Source organism: Streptomyces sp. NPDC046866 (assembly GCF_040704625.1).
Lineage (GTDB): Bacteria > Actinomycetota > Actinomycetes > Streptomycetales > Streptomycetaceae > Streptomyces.
Genome location: NZ_JBEYXN010000011.1, coordinates 67,686 through 93,273 on the forward strand (window position 1 = coordinate 67,686; position 25,588 = coordinate 93,273).

Annotated in this window: 23 protein-coding genes; 15 read left to right on the forward strand and 8 right to left on the reverse strand. The window is 74.7% G+C overall.

All coding sequences use genetic code 11. The features are described 5' to 3' along the window. Nucleotides 1–19 precede the first annotated feature (19 nt). The 6 genes from AB0953_RS18180 (at nucleotide 20) to AB0953_RS18205 (ending at nucleotide 8,652) form a co-directional block, all read left to right on the forward strand. Complete coding sequence (locus AB0953_RS18180) at nucleotides 20–1,339, forward strand: hypothetical protein (protein ID WP_366860626.1); 1,320 nt, start codon at nucleotides 20–22, stop codon at nucleotides 1,337–1,339. A gap of 36 nt (nucleotides 1,340–1,375) precedes the next feature. Beyond that, nucleotides 1,376–1,996 (forward strand): TetR/AcrR family transcriptional regulator, encoded by a 621-nt coding sequence (locus tag AB0953_RS18185; RefSeq protein ID WP_366860487.1) that lies wholly within the window; start codon nucleotides 1,376–1,378, stop codon nucleotides 1,994–1,996. A 136-nt stretch (nucleotides 1,997–2,132) separates the two neighbouring features. Beyond that, nucleotides 2,133–4,448, forward strand: a complete 2,316-nt coding sequence (locus AB0953_RS18190) for a molybdopterin-dependent oxidoreductase (protein ID WP_366860488.1) — start codon at nucleotides 2,133–2,135, stop codon at nucleotides 4,446–4,448. Between the two features lie 72 nt (nucleotides 4,449–4,520). Then, complete coding sequence (locus tag AB0953_RS18195; RefSeq protein ID WP_366860489.1) at nucleotides 4,521–5,987, forward strand: citrate:proton symporter; 1,467 nt, start codon at nucleotides 4,521–4,523, stop codon at nucleotides 5,985–5,987. Between the two features lie 104 nt (nucleotides 5,988–6,091). Further along, nucleotides 6,092–7,504: an aldehyde dehydrogenase family protein gene (locus AB0953_RS18200; protein WP_366860490.1), complete on the forward strand. Its 1,413-nt coding sequence runs from the start codon at nucleotides 6,092–6,094 to the stop codon at nucleotides 7,502–7,504. A 68-nt stretch (nucleotides 7,505–7,572) separates the two neighbouring features. Further along, nucleotides 7,573–8,652: a Zn-dependent alcohol dehydrogenase gene (locus AB0953_RS18205; RefSeq protein WP_366860491.1), complete on the forward strand. Its 1,080-nt coding sequence runs from the start codon at nucleotides 7,573–7,575 to the stop codon at nucleotides 8,650–8,652. 53 nt (nucleotides 8,653–8,705) lie between these two features. Here the strand turns inward: AB0953_RS18205 and AB0953_RS18210 are convergent, their stop codons facing one another. Further along, complete coding sequence (locus AB0953_RS18210; RefSeq protein WP_366860492.1) at nucleotides 8,706–9,359, reverse strand: TetR/AcrR family transcriptional regulator; 654 nt, start codon at nucleotides 9,357–9,359, stop codon at nucleotides 8,706–8,708. A 64-nt stretch (nucleotides 9,360–9,423) separates the two neighbouring features. Between AB0953_RS18210 and AB0953_RS18215 the strand changes: the two genes are divergently transcribed. The 3 genes from AB0953_RS18215 to AB0953_RS18225 all read left to right on the forward strand — a co-directional run bounded on the left by AB0953_RS18215 (nucleotide 9,424) and on the right by AB0953_RS18225 (nucleotide 11,717). Continuing rightward, nucleotides 9,424–10,575 carry an acyl-CoA dehydrogenase family protein gene (locus tag AB0953_RS18215; protein WP_366860493.1) on the forward strand — a complete coding sequence of 384 codons (1,152 nt, stop codon included), beginning with the start codon at nucleotides 9,424–9,426 and terminating at the stop codon, nucleotides 10,573–10,575. Nucleotides 10,576–10,700: 125 nt separating this feature from the next. Further along, nucleotides 10,701–10,991, forward strand: a complete 291-nt coding sequence (locus AB0953_RS18220) for a YiaA/YiaB family inner membrane protein (RefSeq protein ID WP_366860494.1) — start codon at nucleotides 10,701–10,703, stop codon at nucleotides 10,989–10,991. Between the two features lie 93 nt (nucleotides 10,992–11,084). Next, the gene (locus AB0953_RS18225) at nucleotides 11,085–11,717 is read left to right on the forward strand and encodes a TetR/AcrR family transcriptional regulator (protein ID WP_366860495.1); all 633 of its coding nucleotides are present in this window, start codon (nucleotides 11,085–11,087) and stop codon (nucleotides 11,715–11,717) included. Nucleotides 11,718–11,744: 27 nt separating this feature from the next. Here the strand turns inward: AB0953_RS18225 and AB0953_RS18230 are convergent, their stop codons facing one another. Further along, nucleotides 11,745–12,206, reverse strand: a complete 462-nt coding sequence (locus AB0953_RS18230) for a MaoC family dehydratase (RefSeq protein ID WP_366860496.1) — start codon at nucleotides 12,204–12,206, stop codon at nucleotides 11,745–11,747. A 103-nt stretch (nucleotides 12,207–12,309) separates the two neighbouring features. On the opposite strand from AB0953_RS18230, the gene soxR reads away from it, so the two are divergent. The 3 genes from soxR to AB0953_RS18245 all read left to right on the forward strand — a co-directional run bounded on the left by soxR (nucleotide 12,310) and on the right by AB0953_RS18245 (nucleotide 15,383). Beyond that, entirely contained in the window at nucleotides 12,310–12,753 is a 444-nt protein-coding gene (soxR, locus tag AB0953_RS18235) for a redox-sensitive transcriptional activator SoxR (protein WP_366860497.1), read from the forward strand. A 419-nt stretch (nucleotides 12,754–13,172) separates the two neighbouring features. Beyond that, nucleotides 13,173–14,540, forward strand: a complete 1,368-nt coding sequence (locus AB0953_RS18240; RefSeq protein WP_366860498.1) for an AMP-binding protein — start codon at nucleotides 13,173–13,175, stop codon at nucleotides 14,538–14,540. A gap of 123 nt (nucleotides 14,541–14,663) precedes the next feature. After that, on the forward strand, nucleotides 14,664–15,383 hold the full coding sequence (locus tag AB0953_RS18245) for a maleylpyruvate isomerase N-terminal domain-containing protein (RefSeq protein ID WP_366860499.1): 720 nt from the start codon (nucleotides 14,664–14,666) through the stop codon (nucleotides 15,381–15,383). Nucleotides 15,384–15,510: 127 nt separating this feature from the next. On the opposite strand, the gene AB0953_RS18250 is transcribed toward AB0953_RS18245, so the two are convergent. The 4 genes from AB0953_RS18250 to AB0953_RS18265 all read right to left on the reverse strand — a co-directional run bounded on the left by AB0953_RS18250 (nucleotide 15,511) and on the right by AB0953_RS18265 (nucleotide 19,982). After that, entirely contained in the window at nucleotides 15,511–16,347 is an 837-nt protein-coding gene (locus AB0953_RS18250) for a 3-keto-5-aminohexanoate cleavage protein (protein WP_366860500.1), read from the reverse strand. After that, the gene (locus AB0953_RS18255; RefSeq protein ID WP_366860501.1) at nucleotides 16,344–16,979 is read right to left on the reverse strand and encodes a hypothetical protein; all 636 of its coding nucleotides are present in this window, start codon (nucleotides 16,977–16,979) and stop codon (nucleotides 16,344–16,346) included. The genes AB0953_RS18250 and AB0953_RS18255 overlap by 4 nt, the downstream gene beginning before the upstream one ends. A 149-nt stretch (nucleotides 16,980–17,128) precedes the next feature. After that, the gene (locus AB0953_RS18260) at nucleotides 17,129–18,433 is read right to left on the reverse strand and encodes a serine-threonine protein kinase (RefSeq protein ID WP_366860502.1); all 1,305 of its coding nucleotides are present in this window, start codon (nucleotides 18,431–18,433) and stop codon (nucleotides 17,129–17,131) included. A gap of 223 nt (nucleotides 18,434–18,656) precedes the next feature. Continuing rightward, nucleotides 18,657–19,982, reverse strand: coding sequence for a DUF1343 domain-containing protein (locus AB0953_RS18265; RefSeq protein WP_366860503.1), 1,326 nt, complete (start codon nucleotides 19,980–19,982; stop codon nucleotides 18,657–18,659). Between the two features lie 89 nt (nucleotides 19,983–20,071). Between AB0953_RS18265 and AB0953_RS18270 the strand changes: the two genes are divergently transcribed. The 3 genes from AB0953_RS18270 to AB0953_RS18280 all read left to right on the forward strand — a co-directional run bounded on the left by AB0953_RS18270 (nucleotide 20,072) and on the right by AB0953_RS18280 (nucleotide 23,213). After that, nucleotides 20,072–20,836 (forward strand): SDR family oxidoreductase, encoded by a 765-nt coding sequence (locus AB0953_RS18270; protein ID WP_366860504.1) that lies wholly within the window; start codon nucleotides 20,072–20,074, stop codon nucleotides 20,834–20,836. A gap of 89 nt (nucleotides 20,837–20,925) precedes the next feature. Further along, complete coding sequence (locus AB0953_RS18275; protein WP_366860627.1) at nucleotides 20,926–22,542, forward strand: AMP-binding protein; 1,617 nt, start codon at nucleotides 20,926–20,928, stop codon at nucleotides 22,540–22,542. A gap of 65 nt (nucleotides 22,543–22,607) precedes the next feature. After that, nucleotides 22,608–23,213 carry a TetR/AcrR family transcriptional regulator gene (locus tag AB0953_RS18280; RefSeq protein WP_366860505.1) on the forward strand — a complete coding sequence of 202 codons (606 nt, stop codon included), beginning with the start codon at nucleotides 22,608–22,610 and terminating at the stop codon, nucleotides 23,211–23,213. 52 nt (nucleotides 23,214–23,265) lie between these two features. On the opposite strand, the gene AB0953_RS18285 is transcribed toward AB0953_RS18280, so the two are convergent. Together AB0953_RS18285 and AB0953_RS18290 are read right to left on the reverse strand one after the other, a co-directional pair. Next, nucleotides 23,266–24,504 carry an acyl-CoA dehydrogenase family protein gene (locus AB0953_RS18285; RefSeq protein WP_366860506.1) on the reverse strand — a complete coding sequence of 413 codons (1,239 nt, stop codon included), beginning with the start codon at nucleotides 24,502–24,504 and terminating at the stop codon, nucleotides 23,266–23,268. A 9-nt stretch (nucleotides 24,505–24,513) separates the two neighbouring features. Then, a complete protein-coding gene (locus AB0953_RS18290) occupies nucleotides 24,514–25,551 on the reverse strand; it encodes a phosphotransferase family protein (protein WP_366860507.1) in 1,038 nt (345 codons plus the stop codon). Nucleotides 25,552–25,588 lie beyond the last annotated feature (37 nt).

Consider the following 25,588-nt stretch of genomic DNA (forward strand, 5'->3'; position numbering starts at 1 on the left):
CGGTGGCGGCGGCCAGGGCGTGGTCCTTCACCCGGCCGACCCGCTCACCGCGCTCGCGCACGGGATCGGGTCCCGGCACGATCTGCCGATCTCTCCCTTCTATGCATTCGCCGGCGCCTTCACCGCCCTCTTCGTCTCCTTCCTCGCACTCGCCCTGCTGTGGTCCTCGTCCCGGTTCCGCGGGGACCGGTCGGGCCTCGCCCTGCCCGCCTGCCTCCAGCGGGCCGCCGACGCCCCCGCCACCCGCGCCGTCCTGCGCGGGCTCGGTCTCGCCGCCTTCCTCGCGCTCCTCGCCTGCCTCCTCTTCGGTCCCGACGACCCCGCCCGCAACCCGGGCCCCGGCGCCGTCTACGTCCTGTTCTGGGTCGGCCTCGTGCCCGCCTCCCTCCTCCTCGGCCCCGTCTGGGGGCTCCTGAACCCGCTGCGGACCCTGCACCGGGCGCTGCATCGCGCGCTGCACCGCCTGCTGCCCCGCCCCCGGCTCCGCCGACCCGCCCCGCTCCCCGCACGGCTCGGCCAATGGCCCGCCGCCGCCGGACTGTTCGGCTTCACCTGGCTGGAACTCGTCGCCCCCGATCCCGCATCCACCACCACCCTTCTGACCGCTCTCACCCTCCACACCGCCGGCCAACTCGCGTTCGCCGCCCGCTTCGGCGAGCGCTGGTTCGCCGACGCAGACCCCTTCGAGGCCTACTCCGCCCTGCTGGCCCGGCTCTCCCCGCTCGGCCGGCGCGCCGACGGCCGCCTCGTCCTGCGCAACCCCTTCCACGGACTCGACGCGACGCCCGAGCGGCCCGGACTCGTCGCCACCGTCTGCGTCCTGCTCGGCTCCACCGCCTACGACGGCTACAGCGACAACCCTTCCTGGATCGGCACCCTGCAGACCTCCCCCCTCGGCCGCACCCTCACGGCCACCCTCGGCCTCCTGGCCTCCATCGCCCTCACCGCCGCCCTCTACTGCCTGTGCGCCGCGGCCACCCGACTGGTCAGCGGCCCCCATTCCCGCCCGCTGACCGCCTTCGCGCACTCACTCGTGCCGATCGCGCTCGGCTATCTCACCGCCCACTACTTCTCCCTCCTCGTTACCGAAGGACCACGCACGGTAAGCATCGCACTCGGCACTGACAACGCCCCCGAACCCTTGCCCCCCTTGGGTTCCGGCGCCCTCGCGGCCCTCCAGGTCATCGCCGTCGTCGCCGGGCACGTACTCGGTGTGATCGCCGCCCACGACCGCTCCGTGCGCCTCTTCCCGCCCGACCGGGCCGTCGCCGGCCAGCTGCCGCTGCTCGCGCTGATGATCACGTACACGCTCGGCGGCATCGCCCTCCTCCTGAACTGAGGGCGGCCGCCGCCCCCGCGCGCCCGGAGCGGCATCATGGACCCCGTGCCCCCCACCCACCCCCTGCGCCGTACACCCGTCCAACAGCGCAGCGCCGACCGGCTCGCCCGGATCCTCGACGCCTGCGCCGCACTCCTGGACGAGACCGGCTACGAGAACCTCAGCACCCGCGCCGTGGCCCAGCGCGCCGGCGTGCCGATCGGCTCGGTCTACCGCTTCTTCGGCAACAAGCGCGCCATGGCCATCGCCCTCGCCCACCGCAACCTGGACCGCTACACCGAGGGCATCGCGGACCGCCTCGCCGAACTGCCCGACGCCGACTGGCGGCCCGTGGTCGACGCGGTGCTGGACGAGTACCTCGCGATGAAGCGGACCGTTCCCGGCTTCGCGCTCGTCGACTTCGGGGTGCCCGCCCCGCCCGAGGAGGGGCCGGACGCCGATCCCAACCGCCACGTCGCCGTACGCCTCACCGAACTGCTCGGCGCGCACCTCGGCCTGAGCCCGCACCCCGGTCTGGAGCGGGCCGTCCTGGTGGCGGTCGAGGCCACCGACGCGCTGACCAAGCTCGCCTTCCGCAGCGACCCGGCCGGCGATCCGGCGATCGTGGCCGAGATCCGGGCGATGATGCACGCCTACCTGGCCGGCGTCCTCGACTGACGCGCCCCGCCTCCCGGGCCGCCCGGGCCCGGTGTTCCGCCACCGGGCCCTCCCCAGCATGCGTACTGGTCGGTATGCTCTTGCCGCCCGCGTGCCGCATGCCACGGGCTGCAGCCGCTGCCCCCGGGAGGGCCCCATGCCCCGCACCGCCCTGCGCATCTGCCCCCTCTGCGAAGCCACCTGCGGCCTCACCCTCACCCTCGAGGGCAGCACCGTCACCGGCGCCCGCGGAGACCGCGACGACGTCTTCAGCCGCGGCTTCGTCTGCCCCAAGGGCGCGGCCTTCGGCGCACTCGACGCCGACCCCGACCGGCTGCGCACCCCCCTCGTCCGCCGGGGCGGCCGGCTGCGGGAAGCGACCTGGGCCGAGGCCTACGAGGCCGTCGCCACCGCGATCCCGGCCCTCGTCCGCGCGTACGGGGCCCAGAGCGTCGGCGTCGTCCTCGGCAACCCGAACACCCACACCATGGCCGGCGCCCTGTACCCGCCGCTGCTCCTGAAGACCCTCGGCACGCGCAACCTCTTCACCGCCAGCACCCTCGACCAGATGCCCAAACACGTCTCCAGCGGGCTGCTCTTCGGCGACCCCTTCGCCATCCCGGTCCCCGACCTCGACCGCACCGACTTCCTCCTGCTGATCGGCGCCAACCCGGTCGAATCCAACGGCTCCCTGTGCACCGCCCCCGACTTCCCGGGCCGGCTCAAGGCCCTGCGCGCCCGCGGCGGCACCCTCGTCGTGGTCGATCCGCGCCGCACCCGCACCGCCCGGCTCGCCGACCGCCACCTCGCGCCGCGCCCCGGCAGCGACGCCCTGCTGCTCGCCGCGCTCGCCCACACCCTGCTCGCCGAGCGGCTCGCCGCCCCCGCCGAACTCGAAGGACACCTCTGCGGACTCGGGGAACTCGCCGAGGCCCTCGGGAGTTTCACTCCTGAGGCCGTGGCCCCCGCCTGCGACCTCACGGCCGCCGAGATCCGCACCCTCGCCCGCGACCTGGCGGCCGCGCCCACCGCTGCCGTCTACGGGCGGATCGGCAGCTGCACCGTCGAGTACGGCACGCTCGCCAGCTGGCTGGTGGACGTGCTGAACATCCTCACCGGCAACCTCGACCGCCCCGGCGGCGCCCTGTTCCCGCTCCCGGCCGCCGGCCCGCGGCCCCGCCCCGCGGGCCCCGGCAAGGGCTTCGCCCTCGGCCGCTGGCACAGCCGCGTCAGCGGCCACCCCGAGGCCAAGGCCGAACTGCCCATCGCCGCCCTGGCCGAGGAGATCGAGACCCCGGGAGACGGCCGGATCCGCGCCCTCGTCGCCATCGCCGCGAACCCGGTGCTGTCCGCCCCCGACGGGCGGCGCCTCGACGCGGCCCTGGCCGGGCTGGAGTTCATGGTCAGCGTCGACCCGTACCTCAACGAGACCTCGCGCCACGCCCACGTCGTCCTGCCGCCCCCGCCGCCCTCCCAGAGCCCCCACCACGATTTCGCCTTCAACGGGTTCGCCATCCGCAACCAGGCGCGCTACACCCGCCGCGCCGTGCCCCTGGAAGCCGGGCTGCTCGACGAGTGCGAGATCCACGCCCGGCTCGTCCTCGCCGTCGCGGGCCTGCACGGCGCCGCCGTGCCCGACGCCGCGGCGGCCGTGGACGAGCCGGTGATCCTCGCCGCCCTCGCCAAGGAGGCCGCCGACCCGCGCTCGCCCCTGCACGGGCAGGACCCGGCCCGCCTCGCCGGCCTGCTCACCGGCGAGAGCGGCCCGGAGCGGCGGCTCGACCTGATGCTCCGACTCGGGCCGTACGGAGACCTCTTCGGCGCCTCGGGCCGGCCCGCCCCCGCGGAAGGGCATGCGGACGCGCGCCCCGGCGGGGGCGGGAGCGAGGGTGCGGGTGCCGGCCCCGGCGAGGGGCTGAGCCTGGAGCGGCTCCTCGCACACCCGCACGGCATCGACCTGGGCCCGCTGCGGCCCCGGCTCCCCGGCGTACTGAGGACGCGCAGCGGCAGGATCGAGCTGCTGCCGGACCCGATCGCGGCCGAGCTCCCCAGGCTGCGCGCGGCGCTCGCCGAACGCCCCGCCGCCCTGGTGCTCGTGGGCCGCCGCCACCTGCGGTCCAACAACAGCTGGTTGCACAACGTGCCGGCCCTCACCGGAGGTTCCAACCGCTGCACCCTCCAGGTGAACCCGCAGGACGCCGACCGGCTCGGCCTCACCGAGGGCGGCCGGGCCCGGGTCACCGCCGAGGGCGGCAGCCTGGAGGTTCCGGTCGAGGTCACCGACACCGTCCGCGCGGGCGTGGTCAGCCTCCCGCACGGCTGGGGCCACGACCGCGAGGGCGTCCGCCTCACGGTGGCCGCCGCCGAGCCCGGTGCCAACGTCAACCAGCTCCTCGACGGCTCCCGACTCGACCCGCTCTCCGGCACGGCGGTGCTCAACGGCTTCCCCGTCGCCCTCACACCCCTGCCCTGAGCTGGGGTTTTGCTCGTATTGCTCACGGCCGGACGTCTTGTTGGGCTCCCCTGGGGGCCCTACGTTCCCTGCATGCTGACCTTCCTCGGCTTCGCCATGATCGCCACCTTCCTGGTCCTGATCATGCTGAAGAAAATGTCACCCATCGCGGCGCTCGTCCTGGTCCCGGCCGCCTTCTGCGTGTTCGCGGGAAAGGGTGCCCACCTGGGCGACTACGTGATCGAAGGCGTCGGAAAGCTCGCGCCGACCGCCGCCATGCTGATGTTCGCCATCGTCTACTTTGGCGTGATGATCGACGTCGGCCTCTTCGACCCGGTCGTGCGCGGCATCCTGCGCTTCTGCAAGGCCGACCCCGTGCGGGTCGTCGTCGGCACGGCGGTGCTGGCCGCCGTCGTCTCCCTCGACGGCGACGGATCCACCACCTTCATGATCACCGTCTCGGCGATGTACCCCCTGTACAAGCGGCTCGGCCTCAGCCTCGTCGTGATGACGTGTGTCGCCGCCACCGCCAACGGGGTCATGAACACCCTGCCCTGGGGCGGCCCCACGGCCCGCGCCGCCACCGCCCTCAAGCTCGACGCCGCCGACATCTTCGTCCCGATGATCCCGGCCCTCGCGGTCGGCCTGCTCTTCGTCTTCGGCCTCGCGTACGTCCTCGGCCTGAAGGAGCGCCGCCGGATCGGGACGCTCGCGCTGCCGACGGCAGCCGAGATCGAGGCCGAGACCGAGGCCGGGGCCGGTTCCGGGGCGCGCCTGGTGGCCGCCGGGAAGGGCTCCGCCGCGACCGGCGGCTCCGCGGAGGGCCCCGCCGCTCCGGTCGCCTCCGTCGCTTCCTCCTCCGACTCCGACGCCGGGCCCGATGCCCGCGCGGCCGAGGGCGGCCCCCGGGAAGACGGCTTCCAGGGGCTCGACCCGCACCGGCCGACCCTGCGCCCCCGCCTGTACTGGTTCAACGCCGGCCTCACCCTGGCCCTGCTCACCTCGATGATCACGGAGCTGCTGCCGATCCCGGTGCTGTTCCTCCTCGGTGCCGCCCTCGCCCTCACCGTCAACTTCCCCCACATGCCCGACCAGAAGGCCCGGATCGCCGCCCACGCCGACAACGTCCTGAACGTCGCCGGGATGGTCTTCGCCGCGGCCGTCTTCACCGGCGTCCTCAGCGGCACCGGCATGGTCAAGCACATGGCCGACTGGCTCGTCGGCGCCGTCCCCGAGGGCATGGGCCCGCACATGGCGCTGGTCACCGGCGTGCTCAGCCTGCCGCTCACCTACTTCATGTCCAACGACGGCTTCTACTTCGGCGTGCTGCCGGTGCTCGCCGAGGCCGGCGTTGCGCACGGCGTCTCCCCGGTGGAGATCGCCCGGGCCTCCCTCGTCGGCCAGGCCCTGCACATGTCCAGCCCACTGGTTCCGGCCGTCTACGTCCTCGTCGGCACGGCCCGCGTCGAATTCGGCGACCACACCCGCTCCACCGTCACCTGGGCGGCGCTGACCTCCCTCATCGTCCTCGGAGCGGGGATGCTTTTCGGCGTCATCTGAGCGCGCGGGGCCCCGGCCCCCGCACAACCGCCGGAGCTCGTTTGTAGGCTGTCCGCACGAGGCCAGACAGGTCCACGCGCTCGCGCGTGCTCGGGAGGGATGCCATGAAGGCGCACGACGGGATGTATATCGCCGGCGAGTGGCGGCCCGCCGCCGGACACGACCGGATCGAGGTGCTCAACCCGGCCGACGAGCAGGTCATCGGCGGGGTCCCGGCCGGTACCGCCGAGGACGTGGACGCGGCGGTGCGCGCGGCGCGCGCGGCCTTCCCGGGCTGGGCGGCCACGCCCCCGGCGGAGCGGGCCGCCTTCATCGGGGCGGTCCGCGACGTGCTGGTGGCCCGCAAGAGCGAGTTCGCCGAGCTCATCACGGCCGAACTCGGCTCGCCGCTCGGCTTCTCCGAGATGGTCCACGTCGGGGCGCCGATCGCCGTCTCCTCCTCCTTCGCCGAGCTGGGCGCCTCGTACGCCTTCGAGGAGCGGATCGGGAACTCCACCGTGCTGCTGGAGCCGGTCGGCGTCGTCGCGGCCATCACGCCCTGGAACTACCCCCTGCACCAGATCGTTGCCAAGGTGGCGCCCGCTCTCGCCGCCGGCTGCACCCTCGTCCTCAAGCCGGCCGAGGACACCCCGCTGACCGCACAGCTCTTCGCCGAGGCCGTGCACGAGGCGGGCGTTCCGGCCGGAGTGTTCAACCTGGTCACCGGGACCGGCCCGGTGGCCGGGCAGGCCCTGGCCGCCCACGAGGGGGTCGACCTCGTCTCCTTCACCGGCTCCACCGCGGTCGGCAGGCAGATCGGCGCCACGGCCGGCGCCGCCGTCAAGCGCGTCGCCCTCGAGCTCGGCGGGAAGTCGGCCAACGTCATCCTGCCCGGCGCCGACCTGGCCAAGGCCGTCGCGGCCGGCGTGGGCCACGTCATGAACAACTCCGGCCAGAGCTGCAACGCGCTCACGCGGATGCTCGTCCACCGCGACCAGTACGAGGAGGCGGTCGCCCTCGCGGGCGCGGCCGTCGCGAAGTACCCCTGCGGCGATCCGCGCGAGCCGGGCACCCGCCTCGGCCCGGTGATCAACGCCAAGCAGCGCGACCGCGTGCGCGGCTACATCGACCGGGGCATCGAGGAAGGCGCCCGCCTCGTCGGCGGCGGCCCGGACGCCCCGCACCCGCAGGGCTACTACGTCGCACCGACCGTCTTCGCCGACGTCACCCCCGAGATGGCCATCGCGCAGGAGGAGATCTTCGGCCCCGTGCTGTCGATCCTCCCGTACGAGGACGAGGACGACGCCCTGCGCATCGCCAACGGCACCGTGTACGGGCTGGGCGGCGCCGTCTGGGCCGCGGACGAGGAGAGCGCCGTCGCCTTCGCCCGGCGCATGGACACCGGCCAGGTGGACATCAACGGCGGCCGCTTCAACCCGCTCGCACCCTTCGGCGGCTACAAGCAGTCGGGCGTCGGCCGCGAACTCGGCCCGCACGGCCTGGCCGAGTACCTCCAGACCAAGTCCCTGCAGTTCTGACCCCGGTCCCTGCACTCCCGCCCCGCCCACCGTCCGAAAAGCCCGCACGTCCGAGAGACGGAGTCGTCATGGTCCGCGCCGCCATCCTGCCCGCCGTCGGAGCCCCGCTGGAGATACGGGAGATCGTCCTGCCCGACCCCGGCCCCGGGCAGGTCCGGGTGCGGCTCGCCGCGGCCGGGGTCTGCCACTCCGACCTCTCCCTCACCGACGGCACCATGAGGGTCCCCGTCCCCGCCGTCCTCGGCCACGAGGGCGCCGGGACGGTCCTCGCCGTCGGCGAGGGCGTCACCCACGTCGCCCCCGGCGACGGCGTGGTCCTGAACTGGTCCCCGTCCTGCGGGCAGTGCCACCACTGCTCGATCGGCGAGGTGTGGCTGTGCGCCAACGCCCTCACCGGCGTCGGGGCGGTCTACGCCCACGACGCTGCGGGCACGCCCCTGCACCCGGGCCTGAACGTGGCCGCGTTCGCCGAGGAGACGGTCGTCGCGGCCAACTGCGTCCTGCCCGCGCCCGAGGGGATCCCGCTCGCCGAGGCCGCGCTCCTGGGCTGCGCCGTGCTCACCGGCCACGGCGCCGTCCACCACAGCGCCCGGGTCCGCGCCGGCGAGTCGGTGGCCGTCTTCGGCGTCGGCGGTGTCGGCCTGGCCGCGCTGCAGGCCGCCCGGATCGCCGGTGCCGGCCCCATCGTGGCCGTGGACGTCTCCGCCGCCAAGGAGGAGCTGGCCCGGGCCGCCGGGGCCACCGAGTTCCTCCTCGCCTCCGACACCACCGCCAAGCAGATCCGGGCGCTCACCGGCGGCCAGGGCGCGGACGTCGCCGTCGAGTGCGTCGGCCGGGCCGCCTCCATCCGCGCTGCCTGGGACTCCACCCGCCGCGGCGGGCGCACCACCGTCGTCGGCATCGGCGGCAAGGAGCAGCAGGTCGCCTTCCACGCCCTGGAGATCTTCCACTTCGCGCGCACCCTCACCGGCTGCGTCTACGGCAACAGCGACCCGGCCCGCGACCTCCCGGTGCTCGCCGACCACGTCCGCGCCGGCCGGCTCGACCTCGGCGCGATGGTCACCGACCGCATCACCCTCGACGGGATCCCGGGCGCCTTCGACGCCATGCTCGCCGGCAAGGGCGGCCGCTCCCTGGTCGTCTTCTAGCCCCGGACCAGCCCCGCCGCCCTCCTCCCCCGCCGCAGTCACCCCGGCCGCGACTACCCCCGCCGCAGGGCCTCGAACTGCAGGGCCAGGCCGTCCAGCAGGGCGGTCAGGCCCGTTTCGAACGCGCCCTCGTCCACCTCGCGCTGCCGCTCGGCCAGCAGGTGGGCGCGGCCGAGGTGGGGGTAGTCCGCCGGGTCGTACGCGGCCTCGTCGTCCGGGAAGCCCCGGGCGAACGAGCCCACCGCCGAGCCCAGGATGAAGTACCGCATCAGCGCGCCGATCCGGGTGGCCTGCGCGGGAGGCCACCCGGCCGCCGTCATCGCCCCGAACACCGCGTCCGCGAGCCGCAGTCCGGCCGGCCGCCGCCCCGGGCCGCGCGCCAGGACGGGCACGATGTTCGGGTGGTCCGCCAGCGCCGCCCGGTAGGAGTGCGCCCAGTCGTGCAGGGCCTCCCGCCAGTCCCGTCCGGCCCCCGCCTCGAACATCGACAGGTCGACCCGCGCGCTCACCGCGTCGGCCACCGCGTCCAGGATCTCGTCCTTGGTCCGGAAGTGGTTGTACAGCGAGGGCCCGCTCACGCCCAGCGCGGCCGCCAGCCGCCGCGTCGACACCGCCTCCAGTCCCTCCGCGTCCACCAGCGCGCCCGCCGCCTCGACGATGCGGTCGCAGCTGAGGAGGGGCTTGCGCGGTCTGGCCATGCGCCACATAGTAGGGCTGCCCCCCATAAACTACCGGTGCTAGTTAAGTGGCCGCCGCCCCCGGAGGTGCCCCGTGGACATGGAACTCAGCGAGGAGCAGACCGCGGTGCGCCGGCTCGCCCGCGCCTTCGCCGAGCGCGAGATCGCCCCGTACGCCGCCGCGTGGGACCGCGCCGAGAGCGTGGACCGCGGCATCGTGAAGAAGCTCGGCGCACTCGGCTTCCTCGGCCTGACCGTCCCCGAGGAGTACGGCGGCTCCGGCGGCGACCACCTCGCGTACGCGCTCGTCCTGGAGGAGCTCGGCCGCGCCGACTCCGCCGTGCGCGGCATCGTCTCCGTCTCCCTCGGCCTCGTCGCCAAGACGATCGCCGCCTGGGGGACCGAGGAGCACAAGCGCACCTGGCTGCCCCGCCTCTGCTCGGGCGAGGCGCTCGGCTGCTTCGGCCTGACGGAGCCCGGCACCGGCTCCGACGCGGGCAACCTCAGCACCCGCGCCGTTCCCGACGGCGACGCGTACCTCCTCAGCGGCACCAAGACGTTCATCACCAACGGCACCTGGGCGGACCTGGCCCTCGTCTTCGCCCGCACGAACGACAGCCCCGGCCACCGCGGCATCTCCGCCTTCCTCGTGCCGGCCGCCGCGCCCGGCCTCACCCGCCGCGAGATCCGCGGCAAGCTCGGCCTGCGCGGCCAGGCCACTGCCGAACTGGTCCTGGACTCCGTGCGCGTGCCCGCGGCGGCGATGCTCGGCCCGGAGGGCAAGGGCTTCTCCGTGGCCATGTCCGCGCTGGCCAAGGGCCGGATGTCGGTGGCCGCCGGCTGCGTCGGCATCGCGCAGGCGGCCCTGGACGCGGCCGTGTCGTACGCGTCGGAGCGCGAGCAGTTCGGCAAGCCGATCGCGCAGCACCAGCTCGTCCAGGAGCTGATCGCCGACATCTCCGTCGACGTGGACGCGGCTCGCCTGCTCACCTGGCGGGTGGCCGACCTGATCGACCGCGGGCAGCCCTTCGCGACCGAGTCCTCCACCGCCAAGCTCTTCGCCTCGGAGGCCGCCGTGCGCGCGGCGGGCAACGCCCTCCAGGTCCACGGCGGCTACGGCTACATCGACGAGTACCCGGCCGGCAAGCTGCTGCGCGACGCCCGCGTGATGACCCTGTACGAGGGCACCAGCCAGATCCAGAAGCTGCTCATCGGCCGCGCGCGCACCGGGGTCTCCGCGTTCTGAGCACCCCTCCCGGCGCCCGCCTCCCGCCTTCCCGGCACCCGCCTCCCGAGCGCGCGTCTTCTGAGTACGCGGCTGAGTACGCGCACGGATGTGGCGCCGGTCACGCCGCGGCGATGCTGGCGCCCATGAACGAGACACCGGTCAAGCAGCGGAACACGGGGGCGTACTACGCCCAGGCCGTCGCCTCCTTCGGCATCGCTCTCGGTGCCGTGGCCCTCGGGATCTACCACCTGGCCGTGGACGGCTGGGTCCGGGCCTTCCTCGGCATCGCCGTCCTCTACCTCACCACCTCGGCCTTCACCCTGGCCAAGGTGGTCCGGGACCGCCAGGAGCTCACCCAGATCGTCAGCCGCGTGGACCAGGCGCGGATGGAGAAGATCCTCGCCGACTACGACCCCTTCCAGCCGAAGCTCTGAGCGGCCCCGGCCGACGCGCCGACGGCGGCTAAGCGCTTGCTCACCCTCCGGTAAGCTGGTCGCTTCCTGCAGTGACGAGAGGGTGGGCGAGCGATGGACAGCGCGGAGGAGACGACCGGCGGCTACCGGCCGTGGTCGGAGGTCACCCCCGACGCCGCGCGGCGGCTGCTCGTCGCCGCCGTCGAGGCGTTCGCGGAGCGCGGCTACCACGCCACCACCACGCGGGACATCGCGGGGCGGGCCGGGATGAGCCCCGCCGCGCTCTACATCCACTACAAGACCAAGGAAGAGCTGCTCCACCGGATCAGCCGGATCGGGCACGACAAGGCGCTCGACATCCTGGAGACCGCCGCCTCCCGCCCGGGCTCGGCGGCGGACCGGCTCGACGCCGCCGTGCGCTCCTTCGTGCTGTGGCACGCCGCGCACCACACCACCGCGCGCGTGGTCCAGTACGAGCTTGATGCCCTCGCTCCGGAGCACCGCTCCGAGATCGTGGAGCTGCGCCGCCAGAGCGACGCCGTCGTGCGCCGCATCCTGACCGAGGGCGTCGCGGCGGGGGAGTTCCACGTCCCGGACGTCCCCGGCACCACGCTCGCCGTGCTGTCGCTGTGCATCGACGTGGCCCGCTGGTTCAACGCCGCGGGCCGGCGCACGCCGGAGGAGGTCGGCGCGCTCTACGCCGACCTCGTCCTGCGCATGGTGGGCGCAGCGGCTCAGAAGGAGTAGCGCGAGCCCAGGAGGAGTAGCGCGAGCTCAGAAGTAGTAGCGCGACAGCGACTGCGCCACGCACACCGGCTTGTCGCCGCCCTCGCGCTCCACGGTGACCGTGGCCGCGACCTGGACGCCGCCGCCCGCCTCCGTCACCTCCGTGATCACCGCCGTGGCGCGCAGGCGCGAGCCGACAGGGACGATCGCGGGGAAACGCACCTTGTCCATGCCGTAGTTGATGCCCATCCGCATGCCCTCGACCCGCATGACCTGCGGCACCAGGCTCGGCAGCAGCGACAGCGTCAGGTAGCCGTGCGCGATGGTGGAGCCGAACGGCCCGGCCGCGGCCCGCTCCGGGTCCACGTGGATCCACTGGTGGTCGCCGGTCGCGTCGGCGAAGAGGTCGATCCGCTTCTGGTCCACCTCCAGCCAGCCGCTCGGACCGAGCGTCTCGCCGATCGCGGCGCGCAGTTCCTCGGGGGACGTGAACACCTTCGGCTCGGCCATGCCTCTCCTCTTCCGTGGGTGGAGCGAACAAGCGCTTGCTCAGCATGCTGGGGCCGCATGTATCTGTCAACGGAGCGCCGCCGGGCCGACTACCCTCGGCCTCGTGCCGCAGATTCCCGAGAACATCCACGAGCTCACCGTCGGCCAGCTGTCCGCCCGCAGCGGCGCGGCCGTCTCCGCGCTCCACTTCTACGAGACCAAGGGGCTGATCAGCAGCCGCCGGACCTCCGGCAACCAGCGCCGCTACAGCCGCGACGCTCTGCGCCGGGTGGCGTTCGTACGCGCCGCCCAGCGCGTCGGGATCCCGCTCGCCGCCATCCGCGACGCGCTCGCCCAGCTCCCCGAGGAGCGCACCCCCAACCGCGAGGACTGGGCGCGGCTTTCGGAGATGTGGCGGGGCGAGCTGGAGCAGCGCATCAGCCAGCTGATGCGGCTGCGCGACCACCTGGCCGACTGCATCGGCTGCGGCTGCCTCTCGCTGCAGAACTGCGCCCTGTCCAACCCGGACGACATCTTCGGCGAACAGCTCACCGGTTCGCGGCTCTAGGTTCTCCCGGCGGGCCGACCGCCCACGCCACGGCAGCGGCGGCGGTGGGCCCACCGGCTCAGGGCCGTCACCCCCGGGCCGCGGCCTCCCGGATGAGAGGCCCGAACTCCCGCCGCACCCTGGCGGGCGTCCTTCCCAGCACCAGCGTCCTCATGGCCGTTCCCTCCGGTACGTCGACATCGGCGCTCCCGACCGTAGAAGCCCAAGCGGACTTGAGGTCAACCCGGCTGCCGCCCGGGCGTCCGCCGCCCGCTCTCCGACCACCGTCCTCCCTGGTCAGCGGTGCTCATTGGACCTTCCGCCGAGGGCCCTCGGTGTCCATGGTCGAGACGGCGCATTGCCTGCGGGGCAGGTGGACCCTTGGATGGCCAAGATCAACGCGGGGACGGCTCCGCGGCGCCGAGAAGGGGGGCACATCCATGCTCGACGGCTGCACGCCCTGGCCCGAGGAGTACGTCGACCGCTACTGGGCGGCCGGGCACTGGCGCGGCAACACGCTGGACAACCTGCTGCGCGGCTGGGCCCTGCAGTACGGGCCGCGCACCGCGCTCGTGCACGGCGGCACCCGCCTCACGTACGCCGCCCTGAACCGGCGCGTGGACCGCATGGCCGCCGGGTTCCGGCTGCGGGGGCTGCGCCCCGGGATGCGGGTGGTGGTCCAGCTGCCGAACGTGCCCGAACGCGTCGTGACGGTGTTCGCGCTGATGCGCGCCGGCACGGTCCCCGTGCTGTGCCCGCTCCCGCACCCCGCGGCGGGGCTGGCCGAGCTCGTGCGGATCACCCAGGCCGTCGGGTACGTGGGCCCCGCCGCGCACGAGGGCCTCGACCTCACCGCGGCGGCCGCGGACATCGCGGCGCGGTGGCCCTTCCTGCGACGGGTGTTCACCCTTGAGGCGCCGGGCGCGGAGTCCCCGTACGGCGGCCTCACCACCGACCCGTCGAACTGCCAGTACTCCCCGCTCGGCACCGTCGACGCCCCGCCCGAGCCGGCGCTTGCGCAGAGCGCCGACCAGGTGGCGTTCCTCCTGCTCTCCGGCGGCCCGGCCGCGGCGCCCCGGCTCGTCCCGCGCACCCACAACGACTACGCCCGCCAGGCGCGGGCCGCCGCCGAGCTGGTGTCCCTCACCGAGGACGACGTGTACCTGGCCGCGCTGCCCGCCGGGGCGGACACCGTCCCCGCCTTCGGCTGCCCCGGCATCGTCGGCACCCTCTCCGCGGGCGGCACCGTCGTCCTGGCCGAGACCGCGGAGCCCGGCACCTGCCTCCCCCTCATCGCCCGCGAGCGGGTCACCGTCGCGTCGGTGGCGCCCGACGCCGCGGGGCGCTGGCTCGACGCGCTCCCCGCGGCCGGGGCCGACGTGAGCAGTCTCCGCCTGGTTCAGATCGGCGGCGACGCAAGGCCGTTGCCCCGGGCGAGCGCCGAACGGATCGGCGCCGCGCTGGGCTGCCGCCTCCAGCAGGTCTTCGCCCTGCCCGAGGGCCCGCTCCTGCTCACCCGGCCCGGCGACCCGGACGAGACCGTGCTCGGCACGCAGGGCCGCCCGCTCTCGTCCGACGACGAGATCCGCATCGTCGACGCCGAGGGCAAGGACGTGCCGGACGGGGAGCCCGGGGAGCTCCTCGCCCGGGGACCGTCCACCGTGCGCGGCTACTACCGGGCGCCGGAGCAGAACGCGCGGTCCTTCACCCCGGACGGCTGGTTCCGCACGGGCCGCCTCGCCCGGCGCGCCCCTGACGGCAACCTGGTGGTGACCGGCCGCCTCCGCGCCGTCCCGCACCCGTTCTGACCCAGGCCGCAGCCACCAGGCGCCTATCGAGGCGTGATCAATCTGCGGGATGCGGGATTCGCCGTCTCGGGCGGGGCCTGGACCGGTACATCGTCGTCACGGACCAGGCGAGTTGTGTCCGGAATGCTTCACCTGTTCGCGATGTTGACCGGTGAGGCGATCGCCGACGACAGGGGGGATGAGAAGGTGACACAGGTCAGGGAGCTGTACCTGAGCGTGGCGGAATCGGCGGGGAGGCTGCTGGCAGAGCCGGCGGTCGCAGGCGGCTGGCACCAGCCCTCCGCGCTGGAGAAGCTCAGCGTCCGTGGGCTGGCGGGCCACCTGGCCGGGCAGGTCTTCTTCATTCCCGCAGTACTGGCTGAGCCAGAACCTTCCGAGCCCACCATCTCGATCCACGAGTACTACAAACGAGTGAGTTGGATCGGCTCGGACATCGACACGCCGTTCAATCAGGGCATCCGATCCGCCGGAGAGGACGAGGCGGCCGATGGCCCCGCCGCACTGGCCGCGCGAGTCGCCACGTGCGTCGACGAGCTGCGCGGCACCTTGCCGGCCGCGCCGGATCGACGCGTCCGCCGCCCGACCTGGGGACCGTGGTCGATCAGCCTCAACGACTTCATCACCAGCCGGACCCTGGAGCTCATCGTCCACTCCGACGACCTCGCGTGCAGTGTCGGGCTGCCCACACCGGAGTTCCCGGCCCTGGCCGTGGAGACAGTCGTGGACCTGCTGTCGCGGATCGCACTGCGCCGCCATGGAGCGACTGATGTGCTGCGCGCACTGAGCCGCGCCGAACGCGCACCGGCCTCCATCTCGGCTCTCCAGGCATGCATCGGTCAGTGATCAAGAGACGGCCTGGGTGAGGTCTTTCCTCCAGATCATCGAGGGCCGCAAGTGGAGGCCGGCGAGGTGGCTGTCCGGGGTCTCGTCGTATCGGTTGGTGATGCCTCGCCAAGACTCGAGCTTTTGATCAGGCGTTCGACGGTGTTCCGTTCCTTGCAGAGGTCGGCGTTGTGGCCGACGGGCCGGCGTGGTCCAGGGCGGCGGCCTCGGCCCGCGCCGCGGCCACCAGCGCGGCGGTCGAGGATGCCGGGCGGCCGTCGGGCAGGTGCAGTACGTCGCCCACGCCGATCCGCACGGCGGCCCCGCACCGCGCGGCCAGCCGCAGCACCGGCCAGGCGGCGCCTTCCCGCCCGACCAGCACCAGTGCGACCCCGGGCAGCAGGCGCCGCAGCCGCCCCAGCGCCTCCGCCCCCTTCCCCGAGGACTCGACCACCACCCGGAGCCACCCGCCTGCGGGCTCCCCGGGCGACCGCCGCAGGAAGGGCGTCAGCCCGTGCAGCACGGCCCGCTCGGGGACGCCGCCGTGGGCTGCGGCCGGCGGGGGCCACGGGAGCACTGCGTCCACCGCGACGCCGCGGGCCAGCAAGCTCCGGGCCAGTTCACCCGCTCCCGGCTCGGTGAAGCGCACCGCGGCCCGGTCCGGGAGGACCGTCCAGGACCGGACCCGCGCCGCGCGGCCCGCGGGGTCCGGTTCGGCGGCGATGCTCGCGCACACCGACAGCGGTACGGAGACCCCCGCGCCCCGCAACGCCTCCAGCAGCGGCCCCACCACCCCCGGCGACAGGCTCTCCCGGCCGCACGGGGTCCGCGGGTGGACCAGCAGCTCCGCCGCGCCGGCGGCCACCGCCCCGCGCGCGGCCTCCACCACGTCCCCGGGGGACAGCGGCACGGCCGGCCCGTCGCCGGCGCCGCGCGTTCCGTTGAGCGAGGCCTGGATCCGCGGGATCCCAGGGCCCGGTCTCATGCCGCCCCGGCGGAGGCCGCCGCCGGAGCCCAGGCCGAGTCCGCGAGCGCCGGCCTGGGCACCACGATCCCGCAGCCCGCGCAGACCGGGCCGTCCCAGGCCCACGCTCCCTCCCACGGCCCGGGCCCGGCTCCGGCGGCCGCCCGGCCCCGTCTCTGCGGCGGCACCGGCGCGGGCCAGTGCAGCTCCTGCTCGCCGCAGACCGGGCAGCCCGTCCCCGGCTCCGACTCCAGCGCCGCGACCAGCCGCCGCAGCACCTCCCCGAGGGTCCCCTCGGGTCGCACGCCCGGATCCGCGCACCGCACCACCGCGTCCCCGCTGCCGCCCCACGCCCATTCCGGCCGCCGCAGCCCGTGGTGCTTCTCGCGCCTGCGGCGCTCCGCGAACTGGCGCTCGTACGCCAGCCAGACCGCCCGTGCCTCCTCCAGCTCCTCCAGCGCCGCGACCAGCCGCTGCGGATCCGCCGCCCGGTCCTCGGGGCCGATCCCGTGGCGGTCGCACAGATGCCACCAGGTCGCCCGGTGCCCGTACGGTGCGAACCGCTCCAGGCACCGGCGCAGCGAATGGCGCCGCAGGGCGCGGTCGTTGCGCGCATCCCGCACCTGGTAGGCCAGACTCCGGAAACCTGCCATCACACCTTCACCTCCGTCGCGCCCACGCCCGCACCGCGGCGCCGTACTCCCTCGAACGACGACGCACCGTGAGACGTGCCCAACATGCCCGGTCAGGCCCAGGCGCATGCGGGGGCGGACGAGGCGTGCGGGTGGCACATGGCCGGAACTCAGCGCCCCATGCGCCCCGCAGCCACCACGACCCGGGCCAGCTCCTCGTGGCAGATGTCGCTGTGCGCCCCCGACGGCGGACCGCCCCGCCGCACCACGGAGGCCGCGTCCACGCTGACGCAACCGGCCGCCGGCACCCCCTGGCGCAGCGCCGCGTCGAGCGTGAGCCGCAGTGCGCCCGGCACCGCCTGCACCCCGTCGTGCCCGACCGCGCCCCACCGCTCGTCGAAGCCCAGCAGTCCGGCCGAATCCCCTGCCATCCGGGAGGCCAGCGGGTAGAAGACCTTCAGCGCGGAGTCGTGCTCGGAGTGGCAGGCCACCACGGGGCCCGCGACCTTGTGCTGCAGCCCGTGCAGGGCGCCGCCGCGGCCCCGGTCGTGGGGGAGCCGGTCGGCGAAGGCATAGTGCGAGAAGGCGCCTTGGAGCAGCGTCAGGGAGGCCGCGTACCGGGCGCCGTCCGGCACCGCGCGCAGCGAGAACGACACCACCCGCGCCCCGAAGCTGTGGCCGATCAGGTGCATGCGCAGGGCGGGCCGCCGCGCCGCCAGCTCCGCGAGGACCGGCCCGAGGCCGCGCTCGCCGACGACCCCGGCCCGCTTCTTCATCTGGTAGTACGAGGCCTGCCGCAGCAGCTCCTTGGCGCCGCCCCACATCGTCCGCAGGCCCGGCCCGGGGGCGAACCCCGTCCCGCCGCCGGCCCCGGGCGCCGGCCCGCCCGCCGCGACCAGCCCCGCGGCGAGGGCCCGGCACACCTCCCGCACGTCCTCGGCGAAAATGGCGGGAACGTCCCGCCGGACCGCATCCGCCCCGGCTGCCCCGGCCGCGCCCGCCCCGGCCGCTTCCGGCCCGACGCCCGCCAGCTCCCGTACGAGCGTGCCGAACTCGGCGAGGGCCGCCTCCGACTCGGGCCGGTCCTCCAGGAGTTCGGCGATCCGGTCCAGCTGGGCTTCCCGCCCCGGCCAGAACTCCGCGAGGGCCCGCCGGGGCTGCGGGTCCAGCGCCGTCCCGTGCCCGGGCTCCGCGAGGACGCCGGGGGAGTCGAAGTCCGGGATGGGCTCGTCCGAGAACCGGATCGAGGGCCAGACCACCCCCGCGTACCCCAGCCGTACCCCCCGCCCCACCAGCCCCGGGAAGGGGGCGAAGAAGCGGTCGAACAGGCGGGTCGAGGCGGTCCGGTCGCTGTTCCAGCCGTGGGCGAAGACCAGCAGGTCGGTGGCCTCCATCGCCGCGACCGCCTGCACCCCGGCCCCGTCCGTGTCCCCCTCGGCATCGAAGGTCAGCTCCGCGTACGGCCCGACCCCCACCCCGGCCCCGACTCCGAGCCCGGCCCCGACCGCGACTCCCTCCCCGAGCCCGACTCCCTCCCCGAGCCCGACCCCTGCCCCGATCCGGCTCCCGCTCCCGGCCTCGGACTCCGCACCGCCACCGGCTCTGCCCGTTCCCGCCGCCATGGGTTCCCCCTCCGCGCCGCGTCCCTGGTGCCGTCCAGCATCCTGCTGCGGCCCCCGCCCGACCAGCCCCCTGCGCCTACCGGTACAGCAGGTACCGCTCCCGCACCGCCGCGAACCGCGCCAGCCCCACCGCCCACGCCCCGGTGACCTCCTCCACCCCGGCCCCCGCGTCGACCATCCGCCGCACCAGGTCCGAGCCGGTCAGCCGGTCGATCCAGTGGTCCTCCCGCCAGGCGAACCCGCTCCACGCCCGCCGCGCCGTCACCAGCAGCCCGATCCCCGCCCGGACCGGATCGAAGGACTCCCGGTCGTGGACGACCAGCCGGACCCCGCCGCAGGTCCGCCCGGCGTGCTTGGAGAAGGACGGCGTGAAGTACGCCTCCCGGAACCACACCCCGGGCAGCCCCAGCGCATCGGCCGCCTCCGCCCACCGCCGGTCGATGCCCTCCGCGCCCAGAACCTCGAACGGCGTGGTCGTCCCGCGGCCCTCGGAGAGGTTCGTCCCCTCGAACAGGCAGGTGCCGGCGTACGCGAGGGCCGTGTCCGGCGTCGGCATGTTCGGGCTCGGCGGGATCCACGGCAGCCCGGTCTCCCCGAAGAAGGAGCCGCGCCGCCACCCCGACATCCGCACGGTGTGCAGCCGGACGGGCCGGTCGCGCAGGAACTCCCCGTTGAACAGCAGCGCCAGTTCGGCCGCCGTCATGCCGTGGGCGAGGGCGATCGGCTCCCGGCCCACGAAGCTCGCGTACGGCCGTTCCAGGACGGGCCCGGCGGCCCGCAGCCCGCCCGCCGGGTGGGGCCGGTCCAGTACGACCACCGCCTTGCCGGCCAGGGCGGCCGCGCGCATGCAGTCGTACAGGGTCCAGATGTAGGTGTAGAAGCGTGCCCCGACGTCCTGGATGTCGAAGACGACGGTGTCGACGCCGGCCGCGGTGAACACGTCCGCGAGCTCCTGCCCGCTCTTGCCGTACGTGTCGTACACCGCGAGCCCGGTCGCCGGGTCCCGGCCGGGCCCCTCGGATCCGCCCGCCTGCGCCGTCCCGCGGAAGCCGTGCTCGGGGCCGAACACCGCCACCAGCCGGACCCGGTCGTCGGCATGGAGGACGTCGACCAGGTGGCGGGCGTCGGCGGTGATCCCGGTGGGGTTGGTGACCACCCCGACCCGCTGCCCGGCGAGGAGGGCGTACCCGTCCGCGGCGAGCCGCTCGAACCCGGTGCGCACCCGGCGGCCCGCGCGCCCGGCCACGCCCTCAGACCCCGCCGCACCCGTCACATCAGCCACGATCGCCCCCTTCGCCGCACCCGCCCCTCGCGAAGCGCCGGCCGCCTCCGCTGCCGCGGCCGGCCCCGCGGCAGCCACCGTTCCCGCCAGTCCCAGCAGCCCCCGTCGTGACAGCGTCATCCGGCCACGCTAGGGGCCCGCCCCCTTTCGCCCCGACATACCGACCGGTTAGTCTGCCCGGCGTCCGCCCCGCCAGGAAAGGTGATCCCGTGAGCGCGTACCAGGACCAGCGAGTCGTCGTCACCGGCGCGGGCGGCGGCATCGGAGCCGCCCTCGCCCACCGCTTCGCCGCCGAGGGGGCCACCGTCGTGGTCAACGACCTCGACGCCGCGAAGGCCGCCTCCGTGGCCGGCGCGATCGGCGCCCGCGCGATCCCGCTGCCCGGCGACGCCTCCGCCGTGGTCGAGGACGCCCGCCGGGCCCTCGGCGGCCGCGTCGACGTCTACTGCGCCAACGCCGGACTCGCCTCCGGCGGCGATGCGTTCGCCGACGAGGCCGTGTGGGAGGCCGCCTGGGAGACCAACGTCATGGCCCACGTCCGCGCCGCCCGGCTGCTGCTGCCCGACTGGCTGGAGCGCGGCGCCGGGCGCTTCGTGTCCACCGTCTCGGCCGCCGGGCTGCTCACCATGATCGGAGCGGCCCCGTACAGTGTCAGCAAGCACGGCGCGCTCGCCTTCGCGGAGTGGCTCTCGCTGACCTACCGCCACCGCGGGGTCCAGGTCCACGCCATCTGCCCGCAAGGAGTCCGCACCGACATGCTGACGGCCGCCGGTTCGGCGGGCGAGCTCGTCCTCGCACCGACCGCCATCGAGCCGGAGGCGGTGGCGGACGCACTGTTCGACGGCATGGAGAAGGGCCGGTTCTTGATCCTCCCGCACCCCGAGGTGGCCCACCACCACGCCGCGCGCGCCGCCGACCCGGACCGCTGGCTGCGCGGCATGAACCGCCTCCAGCAGAAATGGGAGAGCCGGTGACCGCACCGCCGGCCGCGCCCCCGCCGCCCCGGCCCGAGGAGCCGCCCGCGCCCGGCGGCTCCCGCTACGCCGCCAGGCCGTGGCTCGCCCTGCTCAGCCCGGCCCAGCGCGCCCCCCTCGCCGCGCCGCCCAGCGTGTTGCACGCCTTCCGCGCCGCGGCCGCCCGGGCCCCCGGGCGCACGGCGCTGGCCTACTTCGACGGCCGCATCGGCTACGCCGAGGCCGACGCCCTGTCCGACTCCCTCGCCGGCCACCTCGCCGCCCACGGCATCGGCCGCGGCGACCGCGTCGCCGTGATGCTGCAGAACACCCCGGCCTTCGTGCTGGCCGTCCTGGCCGCGTGGAAGGCCGGGGCGATCGTCGTTCCGCTCAACCCCATGTACAAGGAGGCCGAGGCCCGGCACGTCCTCGCGGACTCCGGGGCCGCCGCCCTGGTCTGCGAGGCCCGCGCCTGGACGGCGTACCTGCGCGCGGCAGCCGCGGGCACCGCCGTACGGGCGGCGCTGACGGCCGCCGACGCGGACTTCCAGACCCGCGACGACGTACGCGTCCTCCCGCCCGGGCGGGAGCCCCGGGCACCGGACGCCGCCGACCTGGCCACCGTCGCCCGCCGCGGCCTGCCCGCCCCGCCGGACCCCGCCCTCACCCCCGCCGACACCGCGCTCATCAGCTACACCTCCGGCACCAGCGGAACCCCGAAGGGCGCGATGAACCCGCACGGCGCCCTCACCCACAACGCCCAGCGGCAGGTCGCCGGGCACCCGCTCGCCGAAGGCGCCGGCTATTTCGCGCTCGCACCGCTGTTCCACATCACCGGCATGGTCTGCGAGCTGGCCGCCTGCTTCGCCAACGCCGGCACCCTCGTCCTGGCCCACCGCTTCGACGCCGGCGTCGTCCTCGACGCCTTCCTGGAACACCGCCCCGCCTACACCGTCGGCCCCGCCACCGCCTTCATGGCCCTCGCCGCGCACCCCGCCGCCACCGCGGACCACTTCGCCTCCTTCCAGGTCGTCTCCAGCGGCGGCGCCCCGCTCCCGCCGGCCCTCGTCGCCCGCCTGCGCGCCGACTTCGGCATCCGCCTGCGCAACGGCTACGGCCTCACCGAGACCACCGCCGCCTGCGCCAGCGTCCCCGTGCACCGCGAGGCCCCGGTCGACCCCGCCTCCGGCACCCTCTCCGTCGGACTGCCCGGCGCCGACACGGTGGTCCGCATCCTGGACGAGCACGGTGCCGAGGTGCCCTTCGGCGAAACCGGCGAGATCGCCGTCCGCGGCCCCCAGGTGGTGTCCGGCTACTGGGGCCTGCCGGAGGAGACCGCGCTCGCCTTCCCCGGCGGCGAACTGCGCACCGGGGACATCGGCTTCATGGACGAGGACGGCTGGCTCTACGTCGTCGACCGCAAGAAGGACATGATCAACGCCTCCGGGTTCAAGGTCTGGCCGCGCGAGGTGGAGGACGTGCTCTACACCCACCCCGCGGTGCGCGAGGCCGCCGTCGTCGGCGTCCCCGACCCCTACCGCGGGGAGAGCGTGAAGGCGTACGTGAGCCTGCGTCCCGGCGCCTCGGCCGGGCCCGCGGAGCTGTCCGCGTACTGCGCCGCCCGCATCGCCGCGTACAAATACCCCCGCCAGGTGGAGATCCTGCCTGTCCTGCCGAAGACGACGAGTGGCAAGATCCTGCGACGGGAATTGCGCGACCGCGGCTGAAAACGGCCGCCGGCCGCCGGCCGGCCCCGTACCGGCCGCGCAACAGGGAAGGGAAGGTCACCGCCATGGCTGCAAGGACGACGGAGCCCGGGAACGCGCACGAGGCGCCCGTGCCGCAGCGGCTGCTGGCGGTGGCCACCCGGCTGTTCGCCGAGCGCGGCTACGACCGCACCTCCGTCCAGGAGATCGTCGAGGCGGCCGGCGTCACCAAGGGCGCCCTCTACCACTACTTCGGCTCCAAGGACGACCTGCTGCACGAGGTGTACGCACGGATGCTGCGCCTGCAGCAGCAGCGCCTCGACGCCGTCGCCGACTCCGACGCCCCCGTCGAGGAGCGGCTGCGGGCCGCCGCCGCCGACGTCGTGGTCACCACCATCGAGAACCTCGACGACGCCGCGATCTTCTTCCGGTCGATGCACCACCTCAGCCCGGAGAAGTTCAAGCAGGTGCGGGCGGAGCGGCGCCGCTACCACGAGCGCTTCCGGGCGCTGATCGAGGAGGGGCAGCGCACCGGCGTCTTCTCCACCGCCACGCCCGCGGACCTGGTGGTGGACTACCACTTCGGCTCCGTCCACCACCTGTCCACCTGGTACCGGGCCGACGGCCCGCTCACCCCGCAGCAGGTCGCCGACCACCTCGCGGACCTGCTCCTGCGGGCCCTGCGCCCGTAGCGGCTTCGCGCCCCGGCGGCCCCGCGGCCCCACAGCCCCGCGGGCGGACCGGTCAGCGGTACCGCTTCAGCTCCCGGTGGGCCAGGGAGCGCTGGTGGACCTCGTCCGGGCCGTCGGCGAGGCGCAGCGTGCGCGCCGCCGCCCACAGCTCGGCCAGCGGGAAGTCCTGGCTCACGCCGCCCGCGCCGTGCAGCTGCACCGCGTCGTCCAGGATCCGCACCACCGCCCGCGGAGTGGCGATCTTGATGGCCTGGATCTCGGTGTGCGCCCCGCGGTTGCCGACGGTGTCCATCAGCCAGGCCGTCTTCAGCACCAGCAGCCGCAGCTGCTCCACCGTGACCCGCGCGTCCGCGATCCAGTTCTGCACGACACCCTGGGCGGCCAGCTCCTTGCCGAAGGCCGTACGCCCCACCGCCCGCCGGCACATCAGCTCGATGGCGCGCTCCGCCATGCCGATCAGCCGCATGCAGTGGTGGATCCGGCCCGGGCCCAGGCGGGCCTGGGCGATCGCGAAGCCCGCGCCCTCCTCGCCGATCAGGTTCGCGGCCGGCACCCGGGCCCCGTCGAAGACGACCTCGGCGTGGCCGCCGTGGTCGTGGTCCTCGTACCCGTACACCGTCATCGCCCGGCGGACCTCGACGCCCGGGGTGTCGCGCGGCACGATGACCATCGACTGCTGGCGGCGCGGATCGGCCCCGTCCGGATCGGTCTTGCCCATGACGATGAAGACCTTGCAGTCCGGGTTCATGGCGCCGGAGATGAACCATTTCCGCCCGGTGACGACGTACTGCGAGCCGTCCGCCGAACGCTCGATGCGGGTCTCGATGTTGGTGGCGTCCGACGAGGCCACCTCGGGCTCCGTCATCGCGAACGCGGACCGGATCTCCCCGGCCAGCAGCGGCTGGAGCCACTGCTTCTTCTGCTCCTCGCTGCCGAACTGGGCGAGCAGCTCCATGTTCCCGGTGTCGGGCGCCGCGCAGTTGGTCGCGGTCGGCGCCAGGTGCGGGCTGCGGCCGGTGATCTCGGCGAGCGGGGCGTACTGGAGGTTGGTCAGCCCGGCCCCGTACTCGGCATCGGGCAGGCCGTGCCGGTCGACCAGGAACAGGTTCCACAGGCCCCGGCGGCGCGCCTCGGCCTTCAGTTCACCGAAGACGGCCGGGGTGTCCCAGGGCGAGGCCAGCCGCGCGCGCTGCTCGGCGGCGACGGGCTCCGCCGGGTACACGTACTCCTCCATGAACGCGAGCAGCCGGGTGCGCAGTTCCTCGGTCCGGGCGTCGAATGCGAAGTCCACGGGTATTCCTCAGCCTTCCTGGAGGGTGGTCAGACCGTGCTCGATGAAGACCGGGACCAGCTCGCCGATCCGGTCGAAGCCCTCGCCGACCGTCTGGCCGAGCGTGTAGCGGTAGTGGATGCCCTCCAGGATCACGGCGAGCTTGAACCAGGCGAACGCCGTGTACCAGGAGATCGCGCCGGTGTCCCGGCCCGACCGGGCGGCGTACCGCTCGATCAGCTCGCCCGGCGAGGGGTGCCCGGGCGCGGCGCTCGTCGTGCTGACCGGCGAATCGGCCAGCCCCAGGTCGGAGCTGTACATCACCAGCAGGCCGAGGTCGGTCAGCGGATCGCCCAGCGTGGACATCTCCCAGTCGAGCACCGCCCGGACCGTGTCCCCGGGGCCGCCGACGAGCACGTTGTCGAGCCGGTAGTCGCCGTGCACGACGGTCGGCGCGGGGGAGTGGGGCAGAGCGCGGCCGAGTGCGCCGTGCAGCTCGTCGATGCCGGGCAGCTCCCGGCCCCGGGAGGCGGCGAGCTGCTTGCCCCAGCGGCGCAGCTGCCGGTCGAGGAAGCCCTCGGGGCGGCCGAAGTCGCCCAGGCCCACCGCCGCCGGATCCACCGCATGGAGGTCGACCAGGGTGTCCACCAGGCCGAGGACCACCCGCCGGGTGCGCTCGGGGCCCAGGGCGGCCAGCCGCCCCGCGCTGCGGTAGGGGATGCCCTCCACGAACTCCATGACGTAGAACGGCGCTCCCAGCACCGACTCGTCCTCGCACAGCAGCAGCGGCTCGGGCACCGGCACGGCCGTGCCGTGCAGCGCCTCGATGACCCGGTGCTCGCGGCGCATGTCGTGCGCGGTGGCCAGGACGTGGCCCAGCGGCGGGCGGCGCACCACCCAGCGGCCGCTGCCGTCGGTGATCTCGTACGTGAGGTTGGAGCGGCCCCCCTCGATCAGCCGGCCGCGCAGCCGCCCGGCCACGAGCCCGGGCCGGGCGCGGTCGAGATGGCCGCGCAGCCGCTCCAGGTCGAGGCCCCGGGGGTCGGTCGGGGCAGACGCCGATGCCATGGTGCGCACCTCCGTACGGAGTTGACGGTGACGGGAT

Excerpts from the sequence above, each read along its gene's own strand:
- AB0953_RS18185 (WP_366860487.1), top strand. The coding sequence starts at position 1,376 with ATGGACCCCGTGCCCCCCACCCACCCCCTGCGCCGTACACCCGTCCAA.
- AB0953_RS18190 (WP_366860488.1), top strand. The coding sequence starts at position 2,133 with ATGCCCCGCACCGCCCTGCGCATCTGCCCCCTCTGCGAAGCCACCTGC.
- AB0953_RS18195 (WP_366860489.1), top strand. The coding sequence starts at position 4,521 with ATGCTGACCTTCCTCGGCTTCGCCATGATCGCCACCTTCCTGGTCCTG.
- AB0953_RS18200 (WP_366860490.1), top strand. The coding sequence starts at position 6,092 with ATGAAGGCGCACGACGGGATGTATATCGCCGGCGAGTGGCGGCCCGCC.
- AB0953_RS18205 (WP_366860491.1), top strand. The coding sequence starts at position 7,573 with ATGGTCCGCGCCGCCATCCTGCCCGCCGTCGGAGCCCCGCTGGAGATA.
- AB0953_RS18210 (WP_366860492.1), bottom strand. The coding sequence starts at position 9,359 with ATGTGGCGCATGGCCAGACCGCGCAAGCCCCTCCTCAGCTGCGACCGC.
- AB0953_RS18220 (WP_366860494.1), top strand. The coding sequence starts at position 10,701 with ATGAACGAGACACCGGTCAAGCAGCGGAACACGGGGGCGTACTACGCC.
- AB0953_RS18225 (WP_366860495.1), top strand. The coding sequence starts at position 11,085 with ATGGACAGCGCGGAGGAGACGACCGGCGGCTACCGGCCGTGGTCGGAG.
- AB0953_RS18230 (WP_366860496.1), bottom strand. The coding sequence starts at position 12,206 with ATGGCCGAGCCGAAGGTGTTCACGTCCCCCGAGGAACTGCGCGCCGCG.
- AB0953_RS18240 (WP_366860498.1), top strand. The coding sequence starts at position 13,173 with ATGCTCGACGGCTGCACGCCCTGGCCCGAGGAGTACGTCGACCGCTAC.
- AB0953_RS18245 (WP_366860499.1), top strand. The coding sequence starts at position 14,664 with ATGCTTCACCTGTTCGCGATGTTGACCGGTGAGGCGATCGCCGACGAC.
- AB0953_RS18250 (WP_366860500.1), bottom strand. The coding sequence starts at position 16,347 with ATGAGACCGGGCCCTGGGATCCCGCGGATCCAGGCCTCGCTCAACGGA.
- AB0953_RS18255 (WP_366860501.1), bottom strand. The coding sequence starts at position 16,979 with ATGGCAGGTTTCCGGAGTCTGGCCTACCAGGTGCGGGATGCGCGCAAC.
- AB0953_RS18265 (WP_366860503.1), bottom strand. The coding sequence starts at position 19,982 with ATGACGCTGTCACGACGGGGGCTGCTGGGACTGGCGGGAACGGTGGCT.
- AB0953_RS18280 (WP_366860505.1), top strand. The coding sequence starts at position 22,608 with ATGGCTGCAAGGACGACGGAGCCCGGGAACGCGCACGAGGCGCCCGTG.
- AB0953_RS18290 (WP_366860507.1), bottom strand. The coding sequence starts at position 25,551 with ATGGCATCGGCGTCTGCCCCGACCGACCCCCGGGGCCTCGACCTGGAG.